Source organism: Butyrivibrio sp. AE2015, from assembly GCF_000420825.1.
Lineage (GTDB): Bacteria > Bacillota > Clostridia > Lachnospirales > Lachnospiraceae > Butyrivibrio.
This window is the reverse complement of the sequence record NZ_ATVR01000002.1, coordinates 63634-90005: the sequence shown is the minus strand read 5'-3', so window position 1 is coordinate 90005 and position 26372 is coordinate 63634. Positions and strand designations below refer to the sequence as shown.

Sequence of the window (26372 nt, the reverse complement as noted above, 5' to 3'; positions counted from 1 at the left end):
AGCACATTATATAAGCAAATGCTGAAGGAGAATGATATGAAAATACTTGTTGTTGGTGGAACGAGATATTTTGGGATACCTATGGTTAATACATTGCTCAAAAATGGACATGAAATTACAATTGCGACAAGAGGTAATTCAAAACCGATTTTTGAAGGTTCCGTAGACTATGTTGTAATGGATAGGACGGATGGGGCAAGTGTCAAAGCCGCTTTGGATGGACAACATTTTGATTTGATAGTAGATAAAATTGCCTACAGTTCCAATGATGTAAAGGCGCTTTTGGAAAACGTAAGCTGTGACAGATATATACAGATGTCTACATGTTCTGTTTATTTTCAAGATCACGCTGAGATTGTGGAAGATGAATTTAAAGCTGAAGAATATGAACTTCATTGGATTGATAGGATACAGAACTATGGAGAGTCAAAGAGGCAGGCAGAAAGAGCAGTATTTGAGTATATGGACCCTGCCAATATTTCTTTTGTCAGATATCCGATTGTTATGGGGGAGAATGATTACACCGGAAGATTGGATTTCTATATAGAGCACATAAGAGATCAAAAGCCGATGAATGTTGATGATCTTGACAAGGAGATGTCATTCATATATGAAAAAGATGCCGGTGACTTCATCGCATATCTGGCTGATCATTTTGTACCAGGTCCGGTAAATGGCTGTTCAAAAGAAACTGTCAAGATTTCAGATATCATTGATCATATAGAGAAACGTTTCGGCAAAAGTGCTGTGATAAGTAGTCATGGGGATGAAGCCCCATATAATGGTCTTGAAGATACACTAAGTTTTAATACCAAAAAAGCTGAATCAACCGGTTATAGATTCCGTGAGCTTAATGACTGGTTGTATCCATTGATTGACGGTAAGACGATAACATCAAAATAATTTCGTAACAACAAAACGGTTGACATTAAGTTTTCTGTCAATTATACTAACAACTAATAATTTTTCAGAAAGAGGAACAATATGATAAGACTTAATCTCGTCACAATGAATATAGTCAATTTGACATCCGTGAATGTGATTCAGGGGTCTGTTTTTGATATGTGTGATGAGGATAGGATTATTTGTAAGGCATAGATAGTGCTTTAAACCTAAATAGTATGCATGGCCTCATCAAGCGATAGTTTGATGAGGCTTATTTTATTTCAAAAAATATAAAAACTTATGGAGGTGGCTATGAGAATAAAAGAGCAGAAATTTCTTTTACCTGATGGACGAGAAGTAACTATAAAGAGTGCAGGTCCTGAGGATGCAATGAAGGTAAAACTTCACAGGGAGGCAGTTTCAGCTGAGACGCATTTTATGGCGAGGGAACCTGAAGATGGTCCATTCAATCTTGAGAGAATCAAAGAGATACTTGGAAGTATTGCAGAAAGCGACAGAGACTTCATGGTAAGCGCTTATCTCGGAGATGAGTTGATTGGAGATCTTGGAATAACGCTCATTAGGCCACATGTAAAATATCTTCACCGCGCATATCTTGGAATGTCTATTCGCCTGATGTACACAGGAATGGGACTTGGAAGTTTCATGATGAAGACCGCGCTTGAGCAGGCGAAAGCAAATGGCTTTGAGCAGGTAGAGCTGGGAGTTTTCTCTGACAATGACAGAGCCAGGCATATGTACAAGAAGATGGGATTCAAGGAATACGGGATGAATCCAAGAGCTTTCAAGCTAAAGGACGGAACCTACAGAGACGAGATCATCATGGCGAACATATTTGAGACAGGAGGAAACGCATGATTATAAAAAACGAGATACCAATACTGGAATATGACGATTTTTCACCGGAGGTCATCGCCCCAGATCATGACTTGGAAGAAGTAGCATTACCTGAAAAGTGTCTGTTTGCTTTCCTTGGAGATGTGGTCCATAGGTATGCCAGGGAGAAGAAGGCTGAAGTGGTAAAAGAGCTGATCACAGTATCTCACAATATCCAGATATATGTGCTTCACGAAGAAAATGAAGATATCTGCCTTGTGCAATCCCCGATAGGCGCAGCATCATCAACACAGGTCCTGGATACTCTGGTAAGCTGCGGCTGCAAGAAAGTAATAGCAGTAGGGTCCTGCGGAGTATTGGCTAAGATACCGGAAAATGCTTTTCTTGTCCCAACCAAGGCGCTTAGGGCAGAGGGAACATCTTATCATTATCTTCTGCCCTCAAGGTACATTGAGCTTGATGAAGAACCAAAGGGTGTTATCGAGAAAACTTTTGCCAAGCACGGACTTCCTTTTGAGACATGCACAACCTGGACTACTGATGGCTTTTTCAGAGAGACAAAAGATATGGTGAAGTACCGATTGGATGAAGGCTGTTCCGTAGTAGAGATGGAGTGCTCTGCTCTTGCAGCATGCTGCAGAAAGCGAGGCGCAAGCTTCGGACAATTCCTGTTTACAGCCGATTCACTTGCAAATGTCCATGAGTACGATGCAAGAGACTTTGGAGCGGATTCACATGAAAAAGCACTGCTATTGGGACTTGATATCCTGAGAGAATACAAGTAATGGACCATGGGGACGGGGTTGGTGGTCCATTTTCGTATATTATACCGCACTTGAGTAAATGGACCACAAACCCCGTCCCCAAGGTCCATTTATTTTTCTTCGTTGTATACAGCCATTATGGCGTCTGCAACGTCTTCTCTGTACCATGAGCAGTCATTTCTGTTGAAGATAGCGAAGTGCTCATTGCCTGATTCGAAGAGACCGTTGTCCCACCAAAAGCATGGGATGCCAGCCTTTTTTGCTCTTGTAAGATATTCTGTAACCCAGTTGCATACTTCCTGAGTATTTCCATTTTTGTCTTCGGCGCCATACTCTGTAAGGAGTACCGGAATGCCTTTAACTCCAAAGATTCTCTGAAGATCCTGCATTACACCGGCAATATCTCCCTTGTGGGAACCGTCCCAGGTGTCATAGGAATTGCCGGATGCAGAGTAAGTAAAGTCATAAGGTGTATATGCGTGGATTGAAACAGCAAGATGGTCATCCTCAGGAATCTTCATGCTTCCAATGGTAGGAATAACGTGGGATGATGCAAAACTTGTAATGAGAACAAGTCTCTTTTCGTTGTTGCCACCTGTTGAACGAACAGCATCTACAAAAGTCTGATTAAGTCTGTCCAGGCACTTTCTGCCTTCACCTGTTCCACCGCTCCATTCGTTTGTGCCGCCCTTTACTCGGGGCTCGTTTAAGCCTTCAAAAATGAGGTGGTCGCCGTATTTTTCAAATCTGTTTGCAATCTGAACCCAGATAGCTTTTACTTCTTCATCTACGGCATCGATGTGGGCATCATCAGGAATTCTCCATTCCTCTTCGTGGTGAGAATTGATGATAACGTACATATTGTCATCAAGAGCATAATTTACAACTTCTTCAACCCTGTCAAACCAAGCTTCATCGATGGTATAGTCAGGTGCTGCGCCTAAATGGTCAGCCCATGTCACAGGGATTCTTATGCAGTCAAAGCCCTTTTCGTTAACAGCATCGATCATCTCTTTTGTTGTCTTTGGGTTGCCCCAATAGGTCTCGGCTTCAACGCCTGAAGTTCCGAAGGAATCGAATGTGTTTCCCAGGTTCCATCCTGTTTTCATCTCTGCAACAAGATCTGTTGGTGTGATATCTCGCATATCGTATTTGTCCTTTGCTGGTTCTGGTTTTGCAGTTACATCGTCGGCTGTTGATTCGTTGCTTGCCTCTGCAGAAGCGTCGTTTGCCGCATTCGCACTTACTTCAGTAGTAGATGCCGCTGCATCTGAGGATTCTACTGATGCCTGCTCAGTGGCAGTTTCTGCACCATTGCTGGCAGCTTCATTACCTGCATTTCCGGAAGCAGGCTGTGCAGCAGGCGCTCCGCACCCTGTCAAAAGAGCCAGAATAAGAGGTAAGGTCAATAATTTTTTTCTTTTCATAACAAACTCCTTGTAAATCAATGAATATATTTCTACACTCTTGAATTTTTGATTTAAGAATGCAAAATTTCTATAGAAGCAAGTGAACAATTCCCTGTGCCCTTGTATGTGAGATAGAGCGGATATGTTCCGCTTACCTTGGCAAAAGAGCCTTCAAATGCAGTCCAGATATTTGAACCATGAGCACTGATGCTGCATATAGGCTCACTATCCAGAGATGTTCTTACTTCAAATGTACCGCTAAAATATGCTCGGGTCTTAATACGAAGACCTGTTGCATCCTTTAACTCAAAATACTTAAATCCAATGGTTGTGCCATCCACGATATCCTTGATGTAGCCATTGTTTGGTGTGTTGTCGCCGCCTTCCTGTACAACTCTAGGGGCGTTTGCTTCAACATATATTTTATGGTCATTAGTGAATATGTTACAAGCTATATATGACGGATATTCACCAACATCAGAAAGCGGTCCGCCGTTAAGTCCGCAGGAAGTGATCTCAACCTGCTTGATGGATCCGTCGCTTTCAAAGTGGATCTTTTCAGCGCAGCCCTGTCTGCTGAACCAGGTTCCGTTTGTATGTCTGTGGTAAAAGATATACCAATCGCCGTCAATCTCCACAATGCTGCCGTGGTTGTTGGCACCATAAGCTGTAGCTTCGTCAGCCTTTTTATAGCTGTCGATATGAAGATCACAGTTACTTACAATAACACCGCCATAGGTGTATGGTCCGTAAATGCTCTTTGAAGTAGCATAGCAGAGCTCATGCATAACTTCTGAAGAGTAAACAAAATAGTAGGTGTCATCATGCTTTCTGATAGAAGGTGCCTCAAAGAAAGCGTGCTTTTCAAAGCCTGTACCTTCGCTGTAGCAATTGCCGGGAGCAATAAACTCGGGAGCTTTTTTTATTGTGAGCATATCCTTATCAAGGACTGTGAGCATTGCACCATGTCTTGACTTATCGCCTTGTCCGCAGAAGCCTGTGAAAAGATATGTCTCATTCCCTTCAGTTAATACGCCCGGGTCAAACTGTGGCTCATCGCCTTCCTTGTCGCCAAGCTTTGTACCATCTTCATAGTGCACATATCCGTAGAACTCAAAAGGTCCTGCAGGTGTATCACTTACAGCAACAGATACAACACAGACTTTATCAAGAACATAGTACAGATAATATCTGCCATCAGGACCCACTGTGATGTCAGGTGCATAGAGGCACATATGTCCGTCAGGGTTAAGTGGGTCAGCTGTCTTTGGATAAATCACGCCTTCATATTTCCAGTTGCCAAGGTCTTTAACAGGTGCTGACCAGCATACGTAATCACCTAGGCAGAAGGTTTCGCCCTGATACAGATCGTGTGATCCATATACGTAAACTCTGTCGCCAAATACGTAAGGCTCGCCATCCGGGATATATTCCCATGAAGGAAGATAAGGATTTACTGCCTGATTGCGGCTGTTCTGTCTTATGCCGCCCTCAAGTTTTGGCGTAGCGCCTCTGCCAAGAAACTCCATCTCGTGAGGAGATGAGGTCTTATAAGGCTCCCAAACAGGAAGACCTTCTGCATTCGGGTTACCTGTCTTTACAAAGTTTGCAAAATAGCTGCTCATCTGGTCTGCCAGATCAAAATGTCTTCCCTTGTAAGGTCTGTGGCACATTCCAAGTGTGTCAAAGAAGAACCACAGATCGCATGAATGGAAGGTTCCGGGATAAGCATCACCCTTGTGTCCATCACCTGGAATATCGGGATTGAATCTGTAGTAGTAGAACTTCTGACCTGCATCATTTTTATTTGCATCAGTAAATGCGCTCTTTACAGAGGACTCAACCATACTGATTCCGTCAATTGTAAACTCATCTGCAGTGTTTCCTGAGATAACAGGAACGTCTGCGCAATCCCTTTTAACAAATCTCTCAACAGGATCCCCTGTACAGAACTTGCCATCCACAATTGGATACATTCTGGGATGGTCTTTGATAAATCTGTTGTATCCGTCAAGAAGCTCCTTGGAAGTAAGCTTTCTTGCTTCTTCAAGATCTTTTACGCCGAGAGATTCAAAGAATTTCTCGCCAAGGTCCTCGGCCTGTTCAAGATTAAGGGGCCTGAATATATCATCTTCTGCGTTTACATGTCTGATAATCCCGCTAAAAATGGCAGCGCCCTTAATAATGTCACGGTTGCCATCGTGAGTAAGCTGGTGCATAACGCTTGATCCGCCGGCAGACTGACCTGCTATTGTGATCTTTGAAGGATCTCCGCCAAAAGAAGAAATATTTCTGCTAACCCAGTGAAGGCCTGCCTTCTGGTCAAGAAGACCAAAGTTTGCAGGAGCATCAGGATTTTCTTTTGTTATCTCTTTGTGAGCCAAAAAGCCAAAGCATCCAAGTCTGTAGGCTATGCTGACTACAACGATTCCTTTTCTTGCAAGAGCTTCTCCGTTAAATTCCATTTCAGCGGTGTAACCCCACTGGAATCCGCCGCCGTAGTACCATACTAAAACAGGAAGCTTCTCATCAGCTCTTTTGGCTGGTGTCCAGATGTTTAAATACAGGCAGTCCTCGGACTTGGCAATGTCAGGATCTACGTGCCATTCTCTGTCGTAGAGTCCGTCTCCGGTTCCGGGAGTATCCTGATATGAGATCGGCCCAAATTCAAAGGCATCAAGAGGTTCCTCCCAGTCTTTACATGGCTGTGGAGCCTTGAAACGATTTTCCCCAATAGGTGCTTCAGCAAAAGGAATGCCTCGGTAAACAGTTACCCTCGGGTCATTGCCCGGAAGGCCATTAACAAGCCCGTTTTCTACGCGTGTTTTTCTAAGCATTTTATAATCTCCCCAATACATAATAATAATGTTTATACCCTACCGTAATTTTCTATTTTTTCGGCTTTGCCTTCCAATCAAATATTGCTACACACTGCGTAAAGCTTGCTAAATTGGGGACTTCCGCAATTACTGAAACAAAATCAGCAACTTTTTGGTGGCTTTGAACCTGTTAAATTCGATATATTTTCTTTTGACAAACTCTAAAGAAGCAATGGGGCATGGCTATGCATTGGTTTAAATCGATAAAAACCGGGAATCCTCTTATACACCTAATTATTGCTACTTTTGCGCTATTGCTTCTTGGAGGTTGTGGATATTATGAGGGAGAGATGCCATCTTTTGCGAATACTGAGATGGCGGGGGAAATTTCGATGGAAGTATTAGATAGAGTGGAGATTATGAAAAGCTACAAGAAGATTACAGAACACAATCCAATTATGGTACAGAGATTTGGGGCAGATCCATATGCCCTTGTTTATGGTGATAGAGTTTATATCTACATGACAGGAGATAAGCCTTCTTACAATGTTGATGGAACAGTAAAAGAGAATACTTATAGCAATATAAATACAATTAATGTGGTGTCTTCAGAGGACCTTGTTAACTGGACAGACCATGGGACTATTTATGCTGCAGGAACAAAGGGAGCAGCTTCCTGGGGAGCTAATTCATGGGCGCCCGCAGCAGCTTACAAGAAAATAGATGGCAAGGATAAGTTCTTTTTATATTTTGCAAATAATGGTAACGGAATCGCTGTTCTCACAGCAGACAGCCCGGTTGGACCATTTACAGATCCTTTAAATGGCCCACTGATTTCAAGAGATACGCCTACATGTGCGGAAGTAACATGGCTCTTTGATCCTGCTGTACTTATGGACGATGACGGAGAAGCCTATATCTATTTTGGCGGAGGAGTTCCTTGTAAGGAAAAAGCTTCAAATCCGGGAACAGCAAGAGTTGCAAAACTAGGAAAAGACATGATAAGCATCGATGGTGATCCAAAGCCAATCGAGAATGTGCCATATCTGTTTGAGGATTCAGGAATAAACAAAATTGGCGGAGTTTACTACTATTCATATTGTTCTAACTTTGATGTGCCACAGGGAGCAGAGTCTGAACTTGGCTTCTCACAGGGAGAAATAGTGACAATGAAGTCAGATTCTCCTATGGGACCTTTTGAACCGGCCCACGCCGTTCTTAAGAATCCTCAGGTGTTCTTTGGTCAGGGTGGAAACAACCATCACTGCATGTTTGAATTTGACGGACAGTGGTATATCACATACCATTCAAGAATTCTTGAAAAAGAAATGGGAATCCTTCAGGGATACAGAAGCACAAATATCGACAGCCTGATGCTGGGCGGAGACCTTGAACCAACAGCCAGTATAGGCACAAGACATGGCGTTGACCAGACAAAAGCCTTTGATCCATATAAAGAAATTCCTGCAGTAACCATGAGCAACTGCGCTGATATCAAGACTACACAGTATGGCGATGTTGCTAAAAAGTATGGTTCAGGTGAGATGATCCTCACAGGAATCCAGAACGGATCATGGACAAGCCTTTCAGGAGTTGAGTTTGGAAATGGCGGTGCGAGCGCAGTTGACGTTAAAGTACTTGGAAGTGGAAAGGGCTCTATAAGAATCTGCCTTGACACCCCATCATCTGATGAAGCTATAGTTGTTCCTGTATCGGTAGACTCAAAAGAGCCTGTAGTAGTTCACTATGATCTTGATGAAAAAGTAACCGGTATGCATAACGTATTCTTTGTTTTCGAAGGCGAAGGATATCAGGTTTACTCATGGGAATTTACGAGATAAGGATGCGATTCTGACAGCTCAGAATTTCACAAATAGATAGTATGGATTGCGCATTTTTACGAATCATACGCAGGCGGAGATGATTTACAAAATGAAAAAACAGATAAATGTCGACTGCTCTGAATAAGCATGAAAGGAGACATTTATCTGTTTTGAATTTTAGTAAATCACGACAACGAGTAGTGAGTAAAAATACACAATCCTACAACTTATTTGGCGCTTACATCTCCGCGTTCTCGGCCGAGGCCACCGGAGTAGAGGGCGCGGTATTCGCCAGGAGTACAGCCCTTCTTTTGCTTGAAGGTCCTGTTAAAGGTAGAAATACTTGAAAAGCCTGCCTGCAGCGCAATATCTGTAATTGAGAGGCGGTCATCAGTCAAAAGAACTTCTGTGGCCTTGATCCTCTGATTTATCAGGTAGTCATAGAAGGTGCAGTTCATGTATTCTTTGAAGAGCCTTGAAAAATGGAACTTTGAAAAGCCGCTGAGGGCAGCAGCATCTTCAAGGGTAATGTCATATACATAATTGTTATCAATATAGTCGATGACAGAATTGAGTTTTTCAAAATACTCATTCCTCTTAACCGGAGTGCTCTCGGTAAAGAGATTGATCTTACTGAGGTGATATCTTGAAAGCATTGTCATGATCTGGAAGAGGTGTGAATAAATCGAGAACTCATAGAATTCTGTTTTTTGGAAGTATTCCTGCCAGATCAGAGAAAAGCTGTCATATATTTCATTATAAATAGGTGCATAGTTTTCAGGTGTGATGTGAATGCATTCCTGAAGCAACTGAATAAGGCTTGTGTAGCCTCGAAGTGATGAAAAAAAGTCAATGTCAAAAAGGCATACATATCTGCATCCTGTCTTGGGCGCATGAAGAGCGTGAGATTTCCTGGGTGGGACGATAATGATCTCGCCGGGCATTACATGGTGTGAAACGCCATCAATCTCAACATCATAATAATTCTCAATGGGAGAGATGATCTCCAAAGCATTGTGCCAATGAGATGAATAGTCGCATGAAAGTTCGTTGTACCAGATACGAAGCGCACTATCTTTTGGAAAAATCTGTTTTTCAACATTGTTAACCATTACTCGTGTTTTGTAATCGGTATTCTGTTGATAATATTCAAGCTTAACCGCTGGGTCTTTCCTAGGTGGCATAGCTGTAACCTCTCTTATTTCAGATACTATTTTACGAATAATTCATAAATTATGATAACATTTTATGATTATCAAGACTTCTCAAAAATTGCTATTCTCTATTCTTTTCTGCTCATATTAGATAATACATTCTAGAACATCCCTATGCCAATTGTGAATAATGCACAAAAAATGAAGGGCAATTTCTGTCACCTAATCGCAATATCTGAATGTCGTCTGGCAACAACTGGTAAGCGAGTCAGGCCTGTAGCCTATATGCTATACATTGTCAACTTTAATATGTTTTAGCAAAAAGTGATTACTAGAAAGCGGGGAGGAAAGTTGATGGTAAAGGGGAAGTATCTGGCAGTGATGGCTCTGGCAGCCGTAATGATGTCAACATCGGCCTGCGGCAGCGTGAGCAGTACAGCTGCATCTTCAGCAGAATCCAGCATAGAATCCAACATAGAATCAAATATAGAGTCAGGTGCGGAAGCACAGACACAAGAAGCATCAAATACAGAAGCATCTGCAAAAGAAGATACGAATATAGAAGGAAGTACACAGATGAGTACAGAAAAGCAAGATGTGGCAAAAGAAATACCGGCGCTTCGCGATGCAGTAGAAAAAAAGATGGGATGCCGGATCGGATGTGCCATAACCGGAAAAGAACCCTGGGACTCAAAACTTTGGGATCTGGTAACAACTCACTTTAATGCAGTTACCCTCGGAAATGAATTAAAACCCGATTCACTTTTCGGATACAGCGTAAGTAAATGTCCGGGAACAAAAGAGGCAGAACTAAACGGTGAAACAATTACAGTTCCTGTTCTTAATTACACTAATCCAGAAAAGATCCTTAATAAGATACTTAAATGGAACGAAGCAAATCCTGACAGACAGATAAAGGTAAGAGGCCATGTTCTTTTGTGGCATTCACAGACACCGGAGTGGTTCTTCCATGTGGACTACGACAAGACAAAAGATTATGTGACAGCCGAAGAAATGGACAAAAGACTTGAGTGGTACATAAGAGAAGTCCTTACACATTTCACAGGCGAGGGCAGCCCTTACAAAGATCTCTTCTATGGATGGGATGTTGTAAACGAAGCAGTGTCAGATTCAACCGGAACTTACAGAACCGATACAGAAAGACCTGAAGAGGATCTTTTGGAAGACAGACACGGCGGCAATTCAAGCTGGTGGCATGTATATCAGAATGAAGACTTCATAATAAATGCTTTTAAATATGCCAACAAATATGCACCTGCCGACCTTGAGCTTTACTACAACGACTATAACGAATGCGATGCCAAAAAGAGAGAAGGAATCATCAAGCTTCTTGAGAAGATAAAGGAAAATGAAGGAGCTCCGGGCGAAGGAACAAGGATTTCAGCCATGGGAATGCAGGGACATTACAGTATGGAAGGCCCTTCAGCAGCTGAGATGGAAACATCAATAAAGGCTTACGGAAAAGTCGTAGGAGCAGTTCAGGTTACAGAGTGGGATTTAAGAGCTACAGATGGTTATGATGGAAGCCCTGAAGCTATGGAAGAAGAGTATGAGAAACAAAGAAAGATCTACAACCTCATGTATTATTCTCTTCAATCTGCCAAGAACTCAGGTGTGAACATAACAGGCATGACTTTCTGGGGAACAATAGATACGCTTTCATGGCTTCAGTTCAGATCAAATGTAGGCGGTGGAAGCAATAAAGAGCAAAAACAATGCCCATTGCTTTTTGATGGAAATTACGAGCCTAAGCCGGCTTTCTGGGTATTTGCTCAAGAATAATAACTGTAAAAATAGGGACTAAAAACATGAACAAAACACTTAAAAAAGTTTTAATAGTTGTGGGAATCCTGGCAGTTATAGTATGCATATGCATTGGTCTTTCAAGCAGAAAAATCGAAGACTTCAGTGCCAAATATGCAGATGCCGATCTTACCGAAGAAATTGAAGGCATGGAAAGAGTTGGTGCCTACACCGGATATATAAATGAACATGCAAAAGATGCTTATCCACAGGAAAACGTGGAAGTCAGCCTTTTTGATTATCAGTCAACAGGTGAGGTGCACAAAGAATCAGTTGCATCAAGAGATGGCGTTTTCACAGGAACCGGTTCAGAGATCACATGGAATGTAAATGTTCCAACGGCCGGAATGTATCAGATAGATATCGACTACTACATACCGGAATCCAGAGGCGTTCCTGCAGAGAGAACTGTTTTGGTAAACGGCGAGATTCCATTTGAAGATGCAAGAAACATTTCTTTTACCAGAATGTGGATGGACGGTGGAGAGAAAAAGATAGATAACCAGGGAAATGAGATCCGTCCAAGGCAGGTTGAGTACTTCGATTGGCAGAGTGCATTCTTTAGAGATGACATGGGATTCGTAGCTGAGCCTTATGTTTTCTACTTTGAAAAAGGTGACAACACTCTGACATTTGTAGCAGACAATGAACCTATGGTCCTTTCAAGGGTTGAGCTTTGTGGAGTAAAAGAAACACCGAGCTACGAGCAGTATATCGCAAGCAATCAGGGCAGCGAAGGAACAGAAGCTGCAAAAACTTATCTTGAAGTAGTTCAGGGCGAGGATTCAACATTAAGGTCAGAATCTTCACTTTATGCAAAATATGACAGATCATCACCTACAACAGTTCCAAACAGTGTTACAACAACAGTCCTTAACTACGTAGGCGGTGAGGCCTGGAGAGCTTCCGGACAGTGGATCGAATGGAACTTTGAAGTACCTGAAGATGGATATTACAACATCACAGTCAAGGCAAGACAGAACTATGCAAGAGGCTCTGTATCAAACAGAAGCGTACTCATAGATGGAAAGATTCCATTTAAAGAACTTGAAGAAATCTCTTTTGCCTATAGCAATGACTGGGACTCAATGACACTCTCAGATGCAGAGGGAAATCCTTATAAGTTCTATCTGACAAAAGGAACACACAACGTAAGACTAGAGGCAACTCTTGGCGGTATGGGTGCAATCCTTGAGGAAATGGAAGATTCAACTTACAGACTGAATCAGATATACAGAAGAATTCTGGTATACACAGGTGCAAGACCTGATGTGTACAGAGATTATCATATTGATACAACATATCCGGAAATTATGAGGGCCATGGATCTTGAAGCAAAAAGACTTTACAAGATCGTTGATGATATGGTTGCTTACTCCGGACAGAAAGCAGATAACATCGCAACAGCGCAGACTATCGCCCAGCAGCTTGAAAGATTTATAGAAAAGCCTCAAAAGATCACAACAGAGTTTGTTACATTCAAGGACAACATAACAGCTCTTGGTACAGCATCTCTTAAGATGAGTGAAACAAAGCTTGATGTGGATTACCTGGTGATTTCAGGAACTGATGCCAAGGTAAAAAAAGATAAGGCCAACTTCTTTACTAAAGCAGGCCATGAAGTAAAGTCTTTCATCGCATCATTCTTTGTGGACTATAACTCAGTTGGTGATGTTTACGATGAGAACTCAAGCGATAAAGTAGTAAAGGTTTGGGTACTCACAGGTAGAGACCAGGGAACAATCCTTAAGTCCATGGTTGATGATGATTTTACTCCAAATTCAGGAGTAAAGGTAAACGTAGAGATTGTAGATCCCGGCGCACTCCTTAACGCAGTACTTGCAGGACGAGGACCAAACGTAGTTTTATCAGTTGGTGCCGATCAGCCTGTAAACTACGCCCTCAGAGGTGCAGCAGAGGATATAACACAGTTTGATGGATGGGAAGAAGTTTTATCTCACTATTCAGAGAGTTCATATGAACAGTATAGACTTGACGGACATATTTACGGTATTCCGGAGACACAGGGCTTCAACGTAATGTTCTATAGAAAAGATGTACTGGAAGAGCTTGAGCTTGAAACACCACAGACATGGAAAGAGCTGATCGAGATGCTTCCTACGATTCAGGGAAATAACCTTTCAATCGGTATCCCGACAGCAGCAGGAAGTAGCGGAGCTGCAGCAGCGTCAACATCGATCATGTCAAATGTGCCTGACCTTTCAATGTACTTCTCACTACTTTACCAGTATGGCGGAGACATGTACAACGAGGCGGGAACAAAGACAACGGTTAATACCGAAGCCGGAGTAAAGGCATTCGATGACTACGTAAGATACTTTAACGACTATGGAATCCCAACTATCTATGACTTTGTAAGCAGATTCCGTGCAGGAGAAATGCCAATAGGTGTAGCACCATATTCAACCTACAACACACTTATGGTTTCAGCTCCTGAAATAAGAGGCCTCTGGGACTTCACACTGATCCCGGGAACCGAGAGAGTAGATGCAAACGGTAAAAAATATATCGACAGATCAGACTTCATCACAGGAACCGCAACAATGATGATCGCAACAGAGGATGAAGAGCTCAGACAAAATTCATGGGAGTTCATGAAGTGGTGGGCAAATGCTGATACACAGGTAAGATTCGGTAGAGAGATCGAGGCACTCCTTGGTTCATCTGCAAGATATGCAACAGCAAACAGGGATGCATTCGAAAATCTTTCCTGGAGCGCAGATGATATCAAAGTATTAAGTGAGCAGTGGGACAACACAGTTGGTATAAGAGAAGTGCCAGGTGGATACTTCACAGGAAGACACATCTCAAATGCCATAAGAAAAGTAATCAACGATAAGGTTGATTCCAGAGAGACAATCATCGATTACTCAATTCTGATTGATGAAGAAATCAAGAAGAAACGTATTGAGTTTGGTATGCCGGTTGAATAAAAACAAAAACCGATGGAGAACTGACAATGAAGGAATATCTGCAGAAGTATATAAAGCTTCGAAAGCATAATTTTACAGTGGCACTTAAAAAGGCCAAAAACCGCAAGATGTGTTATCTCTTTCTTGCTCCATATGCAATATTGTTCACTATGTTCTATGTGTTCCCTGTAGTTGCATCAATCTACTACAGCTTCACATATTACAACATCCTTGAACCGCCGAGATTTATCGGACTTCAGAACTACATAAGCCTTGTGCTCCAGGATGATATCTTCCTGATAGGTGTAAAAAACACACTGATGATAGCACTGATAACAGGACCTTTGGGCTACATTCTTTCTTTCCTGTTTGCATGGCTTATAAATGAGCTTCCAAGATGGATCAGAAGTATAGCGGTAATCGTGTTCTATGCGCCATCAATTGCAGGTAACTGTTATGTTATCTTCTCAGTGTTCTTTAGAGGAGATGCTTACGGATACGTAAACGCTTTCCTGATGAGTGTGGGAATCATTGATGGTCCTAAGCTTTGGCTTATTGATCCACATTACATGCTTCCAATATGTATGCTGGTTATCCTCTGGATGAGTTTGGGAACAGGATTCCTTTCATTCGTAGCCGGACTTCAGGGCGTAGACAGAGCTCAGTTCGAAGCCGGGTACATGGATGGAATAAAGAACAGATGGCAGGAGCTTTGGTATATCACACTTCCAAACATGAAACCAATGCTTATGTTCGGTGCAGTTATGTCCATCACATCATCATTTGGTGTCGCAGATGTGACTATGGCTCTTTGTGGATATCCAAGTACAGATTATGCTGCACGTACAATTGTTACTCATTTGTTTGACTATGGTTTTTCAAGATTTGAAATGGGTTATGCCTGCGCAATAGCAACAATATTGTTCCTTATGATGATACTTTGCAACAAGGCAATCCAGAGTCTTTTAAGGAGAGTTGGAACTTGATATGAGCAAGAAGCTAATTAAGAAAAGAAAACCGAACAGATCAATTGCAGGAGATATAGCACTTTACGTTTTCCTTGTACTTGTTGCCATAGTCATGGCTTTTCCGATCATATACGCAGTCAGCAGTGCACTTAAGCCTCTGGATGAACTTTTTAAATTCCCACCGAGAATTTTTCCTCAGCATCCTACGCTTGATAACTTCTCAGATTTGTTTGTAACAATGGGAAAATCCTGGGTCACATTTACAAGATACCTGTTCAACACAGTTTTCATCACATTTGTTGGAACAGCAGGGCACCTTATCATTGCCTCAATGGGAGCTTTCGTTCTTGCGAAATATGATTTCCCAGGAAACAAGGCATTTTTCAAACTTGTAACAGTAGCCATGATGTTCACAGGTTGGGTAACACAGATTCCTAACTACCTGATACTTAACAAACTCGGATGGATCGATACTTACTGGTCAATCATCATCCCGGCCTTCGCTTCACCAATGGGTCTTTTCCTTATGAAGCAGTTCATGGAAGGACTTCCTACATCACTTATAGAAGCAGCCAAGATTGACGGTGCCAATGAGTGGAAAGTATTTTCAGGAATAGTAATGCCAAACGTTAAGCCTGCGTGGATGACACTTATTATCTTCTCGGTTCAGGCTCTTTGGAACAACAAGGCATCAACATATATCTATTCAGAAGAAAGAAAAACTCTTGTATATGCCCTTCAGCAGATTCAGAGCGGAGGAATTGCAAGAACAGGACAGGGAGCAGCCGTTCTTGTTGTTGTTATGATCGTTCCAATCATTATCTTTGTATTCTCTGAGAGCCAGATCCTTGAAACAATGGCTAGCTCAGGTCTTAAAGATTAAAGCGAAAGGTCAAGGCGATATGCGTAAAAAGAATTTATTCATAAAAACTTTAGCAGCATTCATTGGTGTATCAGTTGTGCTTTTCCAGCCTGTTACGGCCTGCGCAGAAGAGAAACACTACACGTATAACTACGATTATTGGGGAGATGTTCAGGAGAGTCCTGATCTGTATTCTGTCAGCAAAGTACTCACATCTTCAGAGCTTGGACTTGATGTCAAACTTAAAAATCCTCAAGGGTTGTTTGCTGACGGTAATTCCCTTTATCTGTGCGATAGCGGTAATAACAGGATCATTGAATTAAACAGAGTATCACCTGAGAAGCTTGAAGTTGTAAGAGTTGTAGATTCAATAAAAGGCGGATCAGGACCTGCAACCTTTAACAATCCCACTGATATCTCAGTTTCAGAAGATGGAAATATCTTCATAGCAGATCAGGGAAATGCAAGGATACTGAAGGTTGATAAGGACTTCAACTATCTGATGGAATTTATCAAACCCACAGATAATACCCTTGATCCTTCACTTGTTTTTCAGCCAAATAAACTGGTAGTTGATACGGCAGAGAGAGTTTACTGTATCGCATCAGGAATAAACAAAGGTCTTGTGAAGTACGAAAATGACGGCACTTTCTCAGGATTTGTAGGAGCGACACCTGTTAGCTTTGAGTGGACAGATTATATATGGAAGAAACTTGCTTCTCAGGAACAGAGAGCAAAACTTGAGTCATTCGTTCCTACAGAGTATGAAAACATCTACATGGACTATGAAGGTTTCATATATGCAACAAAAGCCCGTACGGAAGATCAGGCAAGATCAGATGAGAATGCTGTAAGAAAATTGAACCTCATGGGTGACGATATTCTGGTTTCCAACGGCAACTGGTCAGTGGGTGGAGATCTTTATCTTGGATCCGGCGGTGGATATGAAGGACCTTCAATCCTCACAGATGTAACAGTTATGGACAATGACATCTATGTATGCCTGGACAGAAACAGAGGAAGACTTTTTGCATATGATGACCAGGGCAGAATGGTATTTGCTTTCGGTGGAAACGGTAACATGGATGGATACTTTAGAAGACCATCAGCAATTGAGCACATCGGCCATGAGCTTTATGTTGTAGACAGTCTTGACTGCTCAATAACATCTTTTGTTCCTACTGAATTTGGAAACCTTGTATATAGCGCAATAGAGGAATTTGATAAGGGCAATTACGAGGCTTCAGGTAATTACTGGCAGCAGGTCATGGACCAGAATGGCAACTACGACCTTGCTTACATCGGAATCGGAAGAGCACTTCTTCGTCAGGAACAATACAAAGATGCCATGAAGTATTTCGAACTTAAATATGACAGAGAGAACTACTCAAAGGCCTATAAGCAGTACAGAAAAGAGTGGGTTGAGGCTCACATCGGATGGATAGTAGCATTTGTCATTATACTGTTTTTGGTTCCTCTTTCCATAGGAAAGATAAAGAGCATCAGGTGGCAGATTGATAATGCTGACATATTCAAAGTAGAAGAAAAAAGGTGAAGCTATGATAGCAAATGTTAGAGAAAATCTTACTCCAAAAGAAAAATATATAGATTCCCTCAAGTTTGCACTTTACTGCACGACTCATCCTCTGGATGGCTTCTGGGATCTTACTCATGAAAAGAGAGGCACATATGCAGCAGCCAATACCATACTTGCGCTGGCGCTTCTCATAAGAATATTAAAGCTTCGCTATACAAGTTTTCTGTTTATGGAAGTTTACTGGGAAGACTTAAATATCTTCATGTATCTGGCAAGTGTAGTTTTTCCGCTTGCTCTCTGGGTACTTGGAAACTGGGGACTTACAACACTGTTTGATGGAAAAGGAAGACTTGGACAGGTTTACATGGCAACCTGCTATGCATTTACTCCATACGTCCTGATACAGTTTCCGCTCATGATATTCAGTAATTTTGTAACAGTTCAGGAAGCAGAATTCTACTCGGTTGTAAGCTTATTATCATTAGTTTATTCAGCTCTTTTGATAATAGCGGCAATGGGGCAGATCCACGAGTATTCCGCAGGCAAGAACTTATTGTTCGTTGTAGCAACACTTTTTGCAATGCTGGTAATGATATTTATCCTGATGATCTTCTTTAGCATGGTCGCTCAGGGAATTGCATATTTCATTTCCCTGGGAAAAGAATTGATGTTCCGAATGTAGTAATAACAAGAGGTGACGGATTTGAAGACAGAAAATAAGAAACCAAAAAAAATATATATAGGTTCATTCCTGACAACTATAATAAAGCATTTGCCCTCGATTATTCTGGCTTTGATCATAGTTATTGCAGCCATATTTGTTATTAACTACAAGCCTGTAGCAGAGGAAAAAGAGCTGGTTCAGCCCTATACATTTGAGGGAAATGACACACCGGTTGTAGTAGACAACGGTGAGCTGAAACTCACCATGGATCCTTTGACAACAGCCTTCGAGCTTGAGGTTAAGGATTCTGGAAAAGTATGGCGCTCAAATCCTGCTGACGTTTTAGAGGATACAGCAGCTCTTGATGATCAGAAGACATTCCTTCAGTCTCCACTTGTTATGTCATATTCCATAACACAGGGACTTGAGACAACCTACAGCACTTTTGGCTATAGCACCAATAACGGAATATACGAGATCATTCCGGGCGACAATGAGATAAGAGTCAACTACTCTCTTGGTAATGTAGAAAAAGAATATGTGGTACCGCCGGTTATCACTGAAACAGAGATGAATGACTGGCTTTCAAAGATGGATAAGAAAGAAGCTGATCTTGTTAAGCAGTACTACAAGAAATACGACATCAACAAGCTCACAGCAAAAGATAACAAGGATGAGCTTTTAGCAAATTATCCAAGCATGGAAAATGAAGTTATCTACGTTCTCAGAAGCGGAACAAAAGAAAATGTGAAAAAGACCATTGAAGAGAAGTTTGCAGCAGTTGGTTACACATATGAGAACTTCCTTGCGGACAAAGAGCTTGATCTTTCAGTTAAGACTTCAGAAAACCCAGTGTTCAATGTCAGCGTAGTTTACAAGCTCGAGGGAAAAGATTTGGTTGTAGAAGTTCCACTTAAAGACCTTGAGTACGACAAAGAAACACCTATCTACACAATAACTCCTCTTCCATATTTTGGAGCAGGCGGTCCAAACGATAAAGGATTTATGTTTGTTCCTGAAGGTGGCGGAGCAACAATTAACTTCAACAACGGTAAGAATTCACAGAGTAGCTATTACACAAATGTATATGGCTGGGATATGTGCCTTTCAAGAGATGCTGTGGTACACAACACAAGAGCATATTACGGTGTGTACGGTGTATCTGAAGGAAATGATTCTTTTATCTGTATCCTTGAAGAAGGAAGCCCATACGCTTCTATTCAGGCAGACATAGCAGGAAAGAACCACAGTTACAACTACGTAAATGCAAAATACAGCATCTGCCAGAGAGAAAAATATGATGTAGGCGATATCGCCAATTCAGATATTTATGAATACATAAAGGAGTTACCTGATGAGACTCTGACTCAGAGGTACACCTTCGTAAATTCAGGAGATTATGTGGACATGGCAAAGTGCTATGGCAAATATCTCCAGGACAAGTACGTAGGATATATGGACCTTGTTAGCGATGAAAGCACTCCTGTTGCTATTGAAATGGTAGGAGCCATCGATAAGGTTAAGCAGGTTGTGGGTGTTCCTGTATCAAGACCACTTAAGCTCACAAGTTATAAAGATGCAGCAAATATAGTTGAAGACCTTAGTGCAAACGGCGTTTCAAACATGAAAGTAAAAATGCTTGGCTGGTGCAACGGCGGTGTTCAGCAAAAAATACTTAAGAAAACAAAAACAATTTCTGATCTTGGAAGTAAAAAAGATCTAAAGAACATGATAGCTTCTGCTGATGAAAAAGGAGCTGAAGTCTACCTCAACGGTGTAACAGAGTATGCATATGACAGCAACCTTCTCGATGGATTCTTCTCTTTTAGAGATGCAGCAAAATTCATAAGTAAGGAAAGAGCTGAGCTTTACAATTACAGCCATGTAACTTATGCACAGAGGGAAAACACAGATAACAACTACTTCCTTCTTCACACAGATCTTTCAAAGAAATTGTCAGATGTACTTGTAAAGAGCAGTAACAGTCTTGGCGCAGGTGCCTGCTTTGAAGACTTGGGAATGGATCTTTCTTCTGACTTCTCCAGAAAGAAGACCTACAGCAGAGAAGCTGTAAAGAACCTCCAGGTTGAGCAGCTTAAAGGATACGCAGATGGCGGATCAAAGCTCATGATAAACATGGGTAATGATTATGCAATTCCTTTCTGTTCCATGGTTACAGAGATGGATTTAAGAGGAAGTGAATACACGATCCTTGATGAATGTGTTCCATTCTTCCAGATAGCAGTTCACGGAAGAGTTGATTATACAGGCAATCCAATAAACATTTGCGGTAACGCTGAAAACGAAGTTCTATATAGCGCTGAGTATGGAGCAGGCCTTTGCTTCTCATTTATGGAAGAGAGCTCTTTTGCCACTCAGAAAACTCTGTACACAGATTACTATGGTTCAACATATGATTCCTGGAAAGACAAGATGCTTGGTATCTACAACAGATACAATGCAGAACTGGGACACACATTCAATCAGGAAATGGTTGGACATAAGAACTTAAATTCAGATGTTTCATGTACAGAATATGCAGATGGAACACAAGTATACGTCAATTACGGTTACAGCGATTTTACTACAGATGAAGGCGTAAAAGTACCGGCAAGAGACTATATCGTTAAGAGATAAGGAAGGCATCCTTTATGAGTAAGCAGAAAAATAAACTGGCAGGATTACAAAAGCGAAAAGCCATATCGGGATATTGTTTTATATCACCATTTATTCTTGGCTTTTTGCTGTTCATGATAAAACCTCTTTTTGAATCCTGTTACATGAGTTTTTGTAACGTTGATCTGTCAGCAGGAAAAGTTACAAAGACATTTTCAGGAATCACCAATTACATATTTGCATTCAGGGTTGACCCGGAATACAACAGGCTTTTGTGGGAGGAACTTTCAAGAATGATGGTTTATTCACTGGCGATCATAGTGTTCAGCTTCTTTGTGGCACTTGTCCTGAATCAGAAGTTTAAAGGAAGAGCTCTTGTAAGAGCAATATTCTTTTTACCTGTTATCCTTTCATCCGGCGTTATCGTAGGACTTGAATCAAACAACCAGCTCATGGCAAACCTGGCACAGAGTATTGAACAGACAACAGAGGGCGTAAGTATTACAGGAGCTCTTGAATCAATACTTAGAACAACAGGCGTCGGTGTAAGAGCTTTTGAGCAGGTATTTGAAGTCATAGATAACATTTATGATGTGGCACTTGCTTCCGGAATTCAGATCATTATCTTTTTATCAGGTCTTCAGACAATCTCATCAAGTATGTATGAAGCTGCTGATATAGAAGGATGTACAAAGTGGGAGAGTTTGTGGAAGATAACATTCCCGATGATAAGCTCATTGTTCCTTGTTAACTGGATCTACACAGTTGTTGATTTCTGTATGAGATCAGATAACGGAGTAATTGAAAAGATCCAGAAGGTAATGATCGAGCAGCAGCAATATGGAAATGCTTCGGCAATGTCATGGATCTATTTCATCCTGGTACTTGCATTTGTGGGAATAACATCATTCTTTATTTCTAAGAGGGTTTACTACTATGACTAATGTAAAAACAAATAGTGCCTACGCAAAGCAGAGCTTTTGGGAGAGGAACAAACAGTCCGGAGGATATCTGCTTAGAAAAGTAATAGGAGAAAGAGCTGTAAGCATTATAAGATTCATTCTTCTTTTTGGAATGTGCTTCATGATCATTCAGCCGATCCTGAATAAAATATCTGTCAGCTTCATGACAGAGCAGGATCTTTATAATCCGGTTGTTATCTCGATCCCTGAGCACTTTACAACAGCTAACTACAGACTGGCAGCAGAGCTCATAAGCTTCAAGCAGGCGCTTTTAAACTCAACACTTATTTCGCTTACAATCGCAGCGCTTCAGATTGCAATGTGCACACTGGTTGGATACGGGTTCGCAAGATTTGAATTTCCATTAAAGAAATTCTGGTTTGCATGTGTGATACTGGTAATCCTTATTCCACCACAGACCATTGCCAGCTCACTCCATCTGCACTTCAGATTTTTTGATGTACTTGGTCTTTCACAGCTCATAACAGGTCAGACTATTAACCTGAGGGGGTCAAAACTTCCATATTATCTTATGAGCGCTGGATGTATGGGACTTAAGAATGGTCTTTATATATACATGATAAGACAGTACTTCAGAAATATTCCGGGAGATTTGGAAGAAGCGGCTTATGTAGATGGCTGCGGAACATTTAAGACTTTTATAAGGATCATGCTTCCACAGGCAAAACCTATTCTTACATCATGTTTCCTCTTTGCCTTTGTTTGGCAGTGGACAGATGGTTTTTATTCAAGAATGTTCCTTGGAAACACAAAGCTTATAAGCACTGGTCTTTCAAGAATTGTGGACAGTCTCGGAGCATATATTCAGAGAATAAATGGTGTAAAGACAACAATTTCAATAGCATATTCAAACTGTATTCTCGCAACAGGAACACTTATGATCATCGTTCCGCTCATTGTTCTTTATCTTTTTGCACAGAGAGCATTTGTTGAGAGTATCAGTAGCACAGGTATAAAGATGTAAGGTTCCACCCGGACAATAAGTCTGGATAACAATAATATTACCTTAGGGGGTAAAGGAGGATTTTTAGAGTATGAGAAAGTCTCTAACAAACAAAGCAACAGCCGTTATTACAATGGCAGCTATGCTTTTCAGCATGGCAGCTTGTGGCTCACAGGAAGCAGCACCAGCAGCAACTGATACTGCTCAGCCAGAAGCAAACACAGAAACAGCTACCGCAGAAGCTACAACAGAAGCAGCTGCAGAAGCTACAGAAGCACCATCTGATGAATATGATCCATATCAGGTAATCACAGATGCAAGCGGCAACCCAATCGACCTTGGCGGAATGGAGATCATCATCCGTGACTGGTGGTCATCAGATGAGCCTGCAGCTCCAGCTAACGATTATGAAGAAGCTCTTCAGGAGTACAGAGATTGGATCCAGCAGACATACAACTTCACAATCAAGTCTCAGGCATTTGGAGACTGGGGTTCAACACCTACAGATTTCGTAGACTATGCAACAACAGGTGGCGATGAGAACTATCTCTTCACACTTCGTGATGACCCGGCTATCACATCAGCTATGGCTAATGGTCTTATGTATGACCTTGCAACACTTGACTGCCTTGATTTTAATGACATTAAGTTCCAGAGAAACAAGCTCCATGAGCAGTATTCTAAAGGAAACAGCATCTATGCTATGTTCGCTGGATATTCAGAAGCACGTACAGGTGTATATTTCAACAAGAGACTTCTTAAGGATGCCGGAATCGATCCTGAGTCACTTTACGATATGCAGGCAGATGGAACATGGACATGGGATAAGTTCGAAGAGCTTATGCAGAAGGTTCAGCAGGATAAGGACAACGATGGTACTGTAGATGTTTGGGGCCTTACACTTAACGAAGGTAACATGACAACAGCAGCTGTATTCTCAAACGGCGGATCATACATCGACAAGGATGCAAGCGGCAAGTATGTATATAACCTTGAGTCTCCTGAGACACTTGAAGCTCTTGAGTGGACAGTAAACATGTTTACAAACTATGACATGCCAGATCCAGAGGGCGCTGAGTGGGATTACTACAAGGAAGCATTTATCAATGGTATGGCAGCATTCATGGTTGATGATGAGTATTGCGCAACACCTGGTAATTTCCTTGAGGATATGCAGGATGAAGTTGGATTCGTTATGTTCCCTAAGGGACCTAAGATGGACGACTACATCAACGTTTGGACAAACAACCCAATTGCTATTCCAGCATGCTACGATGCAGACAAGGCTTGGAAGATCGCATTTGCATGGAACCTTTATACAAACGCTCCTTCAGCTGAGTACCTTGATTACAACGGATATCTTTCAACAGCCAGAAATGGTGTCTTTGATGAGAGAGCAGTTGATGAGACAATCGCTATGATGACAGAAAAGGGAACAATTGCTTACCACGGAATGATTCCTAACCTCAGTCTTGGCTCAGACTTTGTATGGAACATTGGACCAGGCGTAGTTGTTTCAGAGCAGGTAGAAGCAATCCGTGACACATGGAAAGCTTATGTTGACGAGGCAAACGCTCAGTAAAACTGTTGGGGGTCCTAAGGCCCCCAAAGATCCTACAAAGAAAAGACCTTTCTTTTTCATAATGCAGGGTAAAGAAATATTTGGAGCGCCTCAGCCTGATGGCCGGGGCGTTCAGTTTCTTTATATGGACTGTGGAAGACTTATAGATGCTGCAAGATTATCAGGCAACATCGAAGATGACTACATGTTAGAGCTGCTTAAGTCAGCTCAGGGCTTTAAGACAGTTGTACACAGCATAGGTGTCAGTGTTTCAGGTCGCGATGCCAAAGAGCCGGTGAAATTCGTACTTGAAATGTATCCTGAACATCCGGGAGAAAAAGCTACCCAGATAAAAAAGGAGCTTTACATGGATGGGATGGAGACAGTCATAAATCTTGAGGATATAGAATGGGAAGCTTCAGATAAAGAAGTGGGGCAGATAAGATTTGAGTTTGGAACTTCAGGAATCCAGGCAGCAGCGGATGTCAGATTCTATCTTAATCAGGGCTTCATTGCTCCTGTTCAGCCAATGGAACAGCTTGTTGATTTTAAGTCTTCAAGATATAAAAAGATGATCTCACGGAGTCTGTTGCATGCCGGAAACACCGCAAGGCTTGAAAAAGTTTTAAGTAAGGCCGGAAGTGGTGAGAATGTCACACTTTCTTTTATTGGAGGATCTATTACACAGGGAGCCGGAGCTATACCAATAAATGAGAAATGCTATGCAAAAGTTTTTGCAGACGAGTTTCAGAAAAGATATATCAAAGGCGGGAAAGTAAATTTTATCAAGGCAGGTGTTGGAGGAACTCCCTCAGAACTTGGAATGATAAGATTTGAGCGCGATGTCCTTAGGGACTACGCCGAAAAGCCCGACCTTATAGTCATTGAATTTGCTGTAAATGATGAAGGCGATGAGACAAAGGGAGTCTGTTATGAAAGCCTTGTAAGAAAGGCCTTGGCACTTCCATGGAAGCCGGCAGTGGTTTTACTTTTTGCAGTATTTTCTTTTGACTGGAATCTTCAGGACAGATTGGGGCCTGTAGGAATCAGATATGATCTTCCTATGGTGAGTGTCCTGGATGCAGTAACAGAGCAGTTTAAGCTTCTTCCGGAAGATGGAAGGGTTATATCCAAGAATCAGTTCTTTTATGATGTATACCACCCAAGTAATCTTGGTCATCAGATAATGAGCGATTGCCTCATAAATCTGATCGATAACGTCAATGAATCAAGGGATACTTCATATGAAGAAGATGAGAAACTTCCACATCCGGTAATAGGTGGGGACTTTGAAAAGGTTGAACTGCTTGATAAAAAAGAGTTAGAGGCTCTTAAAAAGAAATACAAGATTACAAAACTTGCGTCAGGTTCTTTTGACGATGTTGATAAGGATGTTCAGCTTGTGGAGATGGACGAAGATATTATTCCACGACCTGAATTTCCAAATAACTGGGCTTATAATGGGAAAAGCTCAGATCCTGAACCATTTGTCATGAACATTAACTGCAGTAAGCTGCTACTGGTGTTCAAGGATTCAGGAAGCGCATCCTTCGGAACGGCACAGGTTTTCGTGGATGAAAAAAAGATAAAGGATGTCAATCCATTAGAGGTTGGATGGACACATTGTAATGCCGTGATTCTCTTCAATGAAGAGAAAAACAGACAGCACAAAGTCGAGATTAAGATGGCGGACGGCATGAACGATAAGAAGTTTACAATCCTGGGGTTCGGAGTTGTAAGATAATAAGAGAAAAGTGCTTGTAGAGGAA

The 26372-nt window shown here is 41.6% G+C and carries 18 protein-coding genes; 15 read left to right on the top strand and 3 right to left on the bottom strand.

Annotation, left to right across the window (positions count from 1 at the left end):
- Positions 1-36 precede the first annotated feature (36 nt).
- The 3 genes from G585_RS0101500 (at position 37) to G585_RS0101485 (ending at position 2528) form a co-directional block, all read left to right on the top strand.
- Positions 37-903 carry an NAD-dependent epimerase/dehydratase family protein gene (locus G585_RS0101500; protein WP_022772477.1) on the top strand — a complete coding sequence of 289 codons (867 nt, stop codon included), beginning with the start codon at positions 37-39 and terminating at the stop codon, positions 901-903.
- A gap of 294 nt (positions 904-1197) precedes the next feature.
- Entirely contained in the window at positions 1198-1764 is a 567-nt protein-coding gene (locus tag G585_RS0101490; RefSeq protein ID WP_022772474.1) for a GNAT family N-acetyltransferase, read from the top strand.
- On the top strand, positions 1761-2528 hold the full coding sequence (locus G585_RS0101485) for a nucleoside phosphorylase (protein WP_022772473.1): 768 nt from the start codon (positions 1761-1763) through the stop codon (positions 2526-2528). The genes G585_RS0101490 and G585_RS0101485 overlap by 4 nt, the downstream gene beginning before the upstream one ends.
- A gap of 89 nt (positions 2529-2617) precedes the next feature.
- On the opposite strand, the gene G585_RS16735 is transcribed toward G585_RS0101485, so the two are convergent.
- Both G585_RS16735 and G585_RS20030 read right to left on the bottom strand, forming a co-directional pair.
- Complete coding sequence (locus tag G585_RS16735) at positions 2618-3934, bottom strand: glycoside hydrolase family 5 protein (RefSeq protein ID WP_022772472.1); 1317 nt, start codon at positions 3932-3934, stop codon at positions 2618-2620.
- 53 nt (positions 3935-3987) lie between these two features.
- Positions 3988-6753 (bottom strand): carboxylesterase family protein, encoded by a 2766-nt coding sequence (locus tag G585_RS20030; RefSeq protein WP_022772470.1) that lies wholly within the window; start codon positions 6751-6753, stop codon positions 3988-3990.
- A gap of 374 nt (positions 6754-7127) precedes the next feature.
- Between G585_RS20030 and G585_RS0101470 the strand changes: the two genes are divergently transcribed.
- Positions 7128-8576 carry a glycoside hydrolase family 43 protein gene (locus G585_RS0101470; RefSeq protein WP_242829977.1) on the top strand — a complete coding sequence of 483 codons (1449 nt, stop codon included), beginning with the start codon at positions 7128-7130 and terminating at the stop codon, positions 8574-8576.
- Between the two features lie 209 nt (positions 8577-8785).
- Here G585_RS0101470 and G585_RS16730 read toward each other — a convergent pair whose 3' ends face one another.
- The gene (locus tag G585_RS16730; protein WP_022772468.1) at positions 8786-9742 is read right to left on the bottom strand and encodes a helix-turn-helix transcriptional regulator; all 957 of its coding nucleotides are present in this window, start codon (positions 9740-9742) and stop codon (positions 8786-8788) included.
- A gap of 324 nt (positions 9743-10066) precedes the next feature.
- On the opposite strand from G585_RS16730, the gene G585_RS0101460 reads away from it, so the two are divergent.
- The 11 genes from G585_RS0101460 (at position 10067) to G585_RS0101410 (ending at position 26347) form a co-directional block, all read left to right on the top strand.
- Complete coding sequence (locus G585_RS0101460; RefSeq protein WP_022772466.1) at positions 10067-11515, top strand: endo-1,4-beta-xylanase; 1449 nt, start codon at positions 10067-10069, stop codon at positions 11513-11515.
- Positions 11516-11541: 26 nt separating this feature from the next.
- A complete protein-coding gene (locus G585_RS0101455) occupies positions 11542-14490 on the top strand; it encodes an extracellular solute-binding protein (RefSeq protein ID WP_022772465.1) in 2949 nt (982 codons plus the stop codon).
- Between the two features lie 26 nt (positions 14491-14516).
- A complete protein-coding gene (locus tag G585_RS0101450; protein WP_022772464.1) occupies positions 14517-15455 on the top strand; it encodes a carbohydrate ABC transporter permease in 939 nt (312 codons plus the stop codon).
- A gap of 1 nt (position 15456) precedes the next feature.
- Complete coding sequence (locus G585_RS0101445; RefSeq protein ID WP_022772462.1) at positions 15457-16320, top strand: carbohydrate ABC transporter permease; 864 nt, start codon at positions 15457-15459, stop codon at positions 16318-16320.
- A 19-nt stretch (positions 16321-16339) separates the two neighbouring features.
- Complete coding sequence (locus tag G585_RS0101440) at positions 16340-17854, top strand: hypothetical protein (protein ID WP_022772461.1); 1515 nt, start codon at positions 16340-16342, stop codon at positions 17852-17854.
- Positions 17855-17858: 4 nt separating this feature from the next.
- A complete protein-coding gene (locus G585_RS0101435) occupies positions 17859-18518 on the top strand; it encodes a Yip1 family protein (RefSeq protein ID WP_022772460.1) in 660 nt (219 codons plus the stop codon).
- Positions 18519-18539: 21 nt separating this feature from the next.
- Entirely contained in the window at positions 18540-21137 is a 2598-nt protein-coding gene (locus G585_RS0101430; protein ID WP_022772458.1) for a DUF5696 domain-containing protein, read from the top strand.
- 14 nt (positions 21138-21151) lie between these two features.
- Entirely contained in the window at positions 21152-22060 is a 909-nt protein-coding gene (locus G585_RS0101425) for a carbohydrate ABC transporter permease (protein ID WP_022772457.1), read from the top strand.
- A complete protein-coding gene (locus G585_RS0101420) occupies positions 22053-23063 on the top strand; it encodes a carbohydrate ABC transporter permease (protein ID WP_022772455.1) in 1011 nt (336 codons plus the stop codon). Before G585_RS0101425 ends, G585_RS0101420 begins: the two co-directional genes overlap by 8 nt.
- 70 nt (positions 23064-23133) lie before the next feature.
- Entirely contained in the window at positions 23134-24624 is a 1491-nt protein-coding gene (locus tag G585_RS0101415; protein ID WP_022772454.1) for an extracellular solute-binding protein, read from the top strand.
- Positions 24599-26347: an SGNH/GDSL hydrolase family protein gene (locus G585_RS0101410; protein ID WP_022772453.1), complete on the top strand. Its 1749-nt coding sequence runs from the start codon at positions 24599-24601 to the stop codon at positions 26345-26347. Before G585_RS0101415 ends, G585_RS0101410 begins: the two co-directional genes overlap by 26 nt.
- Positions 26348-26372: the final 25 nt, after the last annotated feature.

Bases quoted from the DNA above. Each gene is read 5' to 3' on its own strand.
- G585_RS0101425 (WP_022772457.1), top strand. From the start codon at position 21,152: ATGAGTAAGCAGAAAAATAAACTGGCAGGATTACAAAAGCGAAAAGCC.
- G585_RS0101415 (WP_022772454.1), top strand. From the start codon at position 23,134: ATGAGAAAGTCTCTAACAAACAAAGCAACAGCCGTTATTACAATGGCA.
- G585_RS0101455 (WP_022772465.1), top strand. From the start codon at position 11,542: ATGAACAAAACACTTAAAAAAGTTTTAATAGTTGTGGGAATCCTGGCA.
- G585_RS0101500 (WP_022772477.1), top strand. From the start codon at position 37: ATGAAAATACTTGTTGTTGGTGGAACGAGATATTTTGGGATACCTATG.
- G585_RS0101460 (WP_022772466.1), top strand. From the start codon at position 10,067: ATGGTAAAGGGGAAGTATCTGGCAGTGATGGCTCTGGCAGCCGTAATG.
- G585_RS0101410 (WP_022772453.1), top strand. From the start codon at position 24,599: ATGTTGACGAGGCAAACGCTCAGTAAAACTGTTGGGGGTCCTAAGGCC.
- G585_RS0101450 (WP_022772464.1), top strand. From the start codon at position 14,517: ATGAAGGAATATCTGCAGAAGTATATAAAGCTTCGAAAGCATAATTTT.
- G585_RS16735 (WP_022772472.1), bottom strand. From the start codon at position 3,934: ATGAAAAGAAAAAAATTATTGACCTTACCTCTTATTCTGGCTCTTTTG.
- G585_RS0101435 (WP_022772460.1), top strand. From the start codon at position 17,859: ATGATAGCAAATGTTAGAGAAAATCTTACTCCAAAAGAAAAATATATA.
- G585_RS0101420 (WP_022772455.1), top strand. From the start codon at position 22,053: ATGACTAATGTAAAAACAAATAGTGCCTACGCAAAGCAGAGCTTTTGG.
- G585_RS0101470 (WP_242829977.1), top strand. From the start codon at position 7,128: ATGGAAGTATTAGATAGAGTGGAGATTATGAAAAGCTACAAGAAGATT.
- G585_RS16730 (WP_022772468.1), bottom strand. From the start codon at position 9,742: ATGCCACCTAGGAAAGACCCAGCGGTTAAGCTTGAATATTATCAACAG.
- G585_RS20030 (WP_022772470.1), bottom strand. From the start codon at position 6,753: ATGCTTAGAAAAACACGCGTAGAAAACGGGCTTGTTAATGGCCTTCCG.
- G585_RS0101445 (WP_022772462.1), top strand. From the start codon at position 15,457: ATGAGCAAGAAGCTAATTAAGAAAAGAAAACCGAACAGATCAATTGCA.
- G585_RS0101485 (WP_022772473.1), top strand. From the start codon at position 1,761: ATGATTATAAAAAACGAGATACCAATACTGGAATATGACGATTTTTCA.
- G585_RS0101440 (WP_022772461.1), top strand. From the start codon at position 16,340: ATGCGTAAAAAGAATTTATTCATAAAAACTTTAGCAGCATTCATTGGT.
- G585_RS0101490 (WP_022772474.1), top strand. From the start codon at position 1,198: ATGAGAATAAAAGAGCAGAAATTTCTTTTACCTGATGGACGAGAAGTA.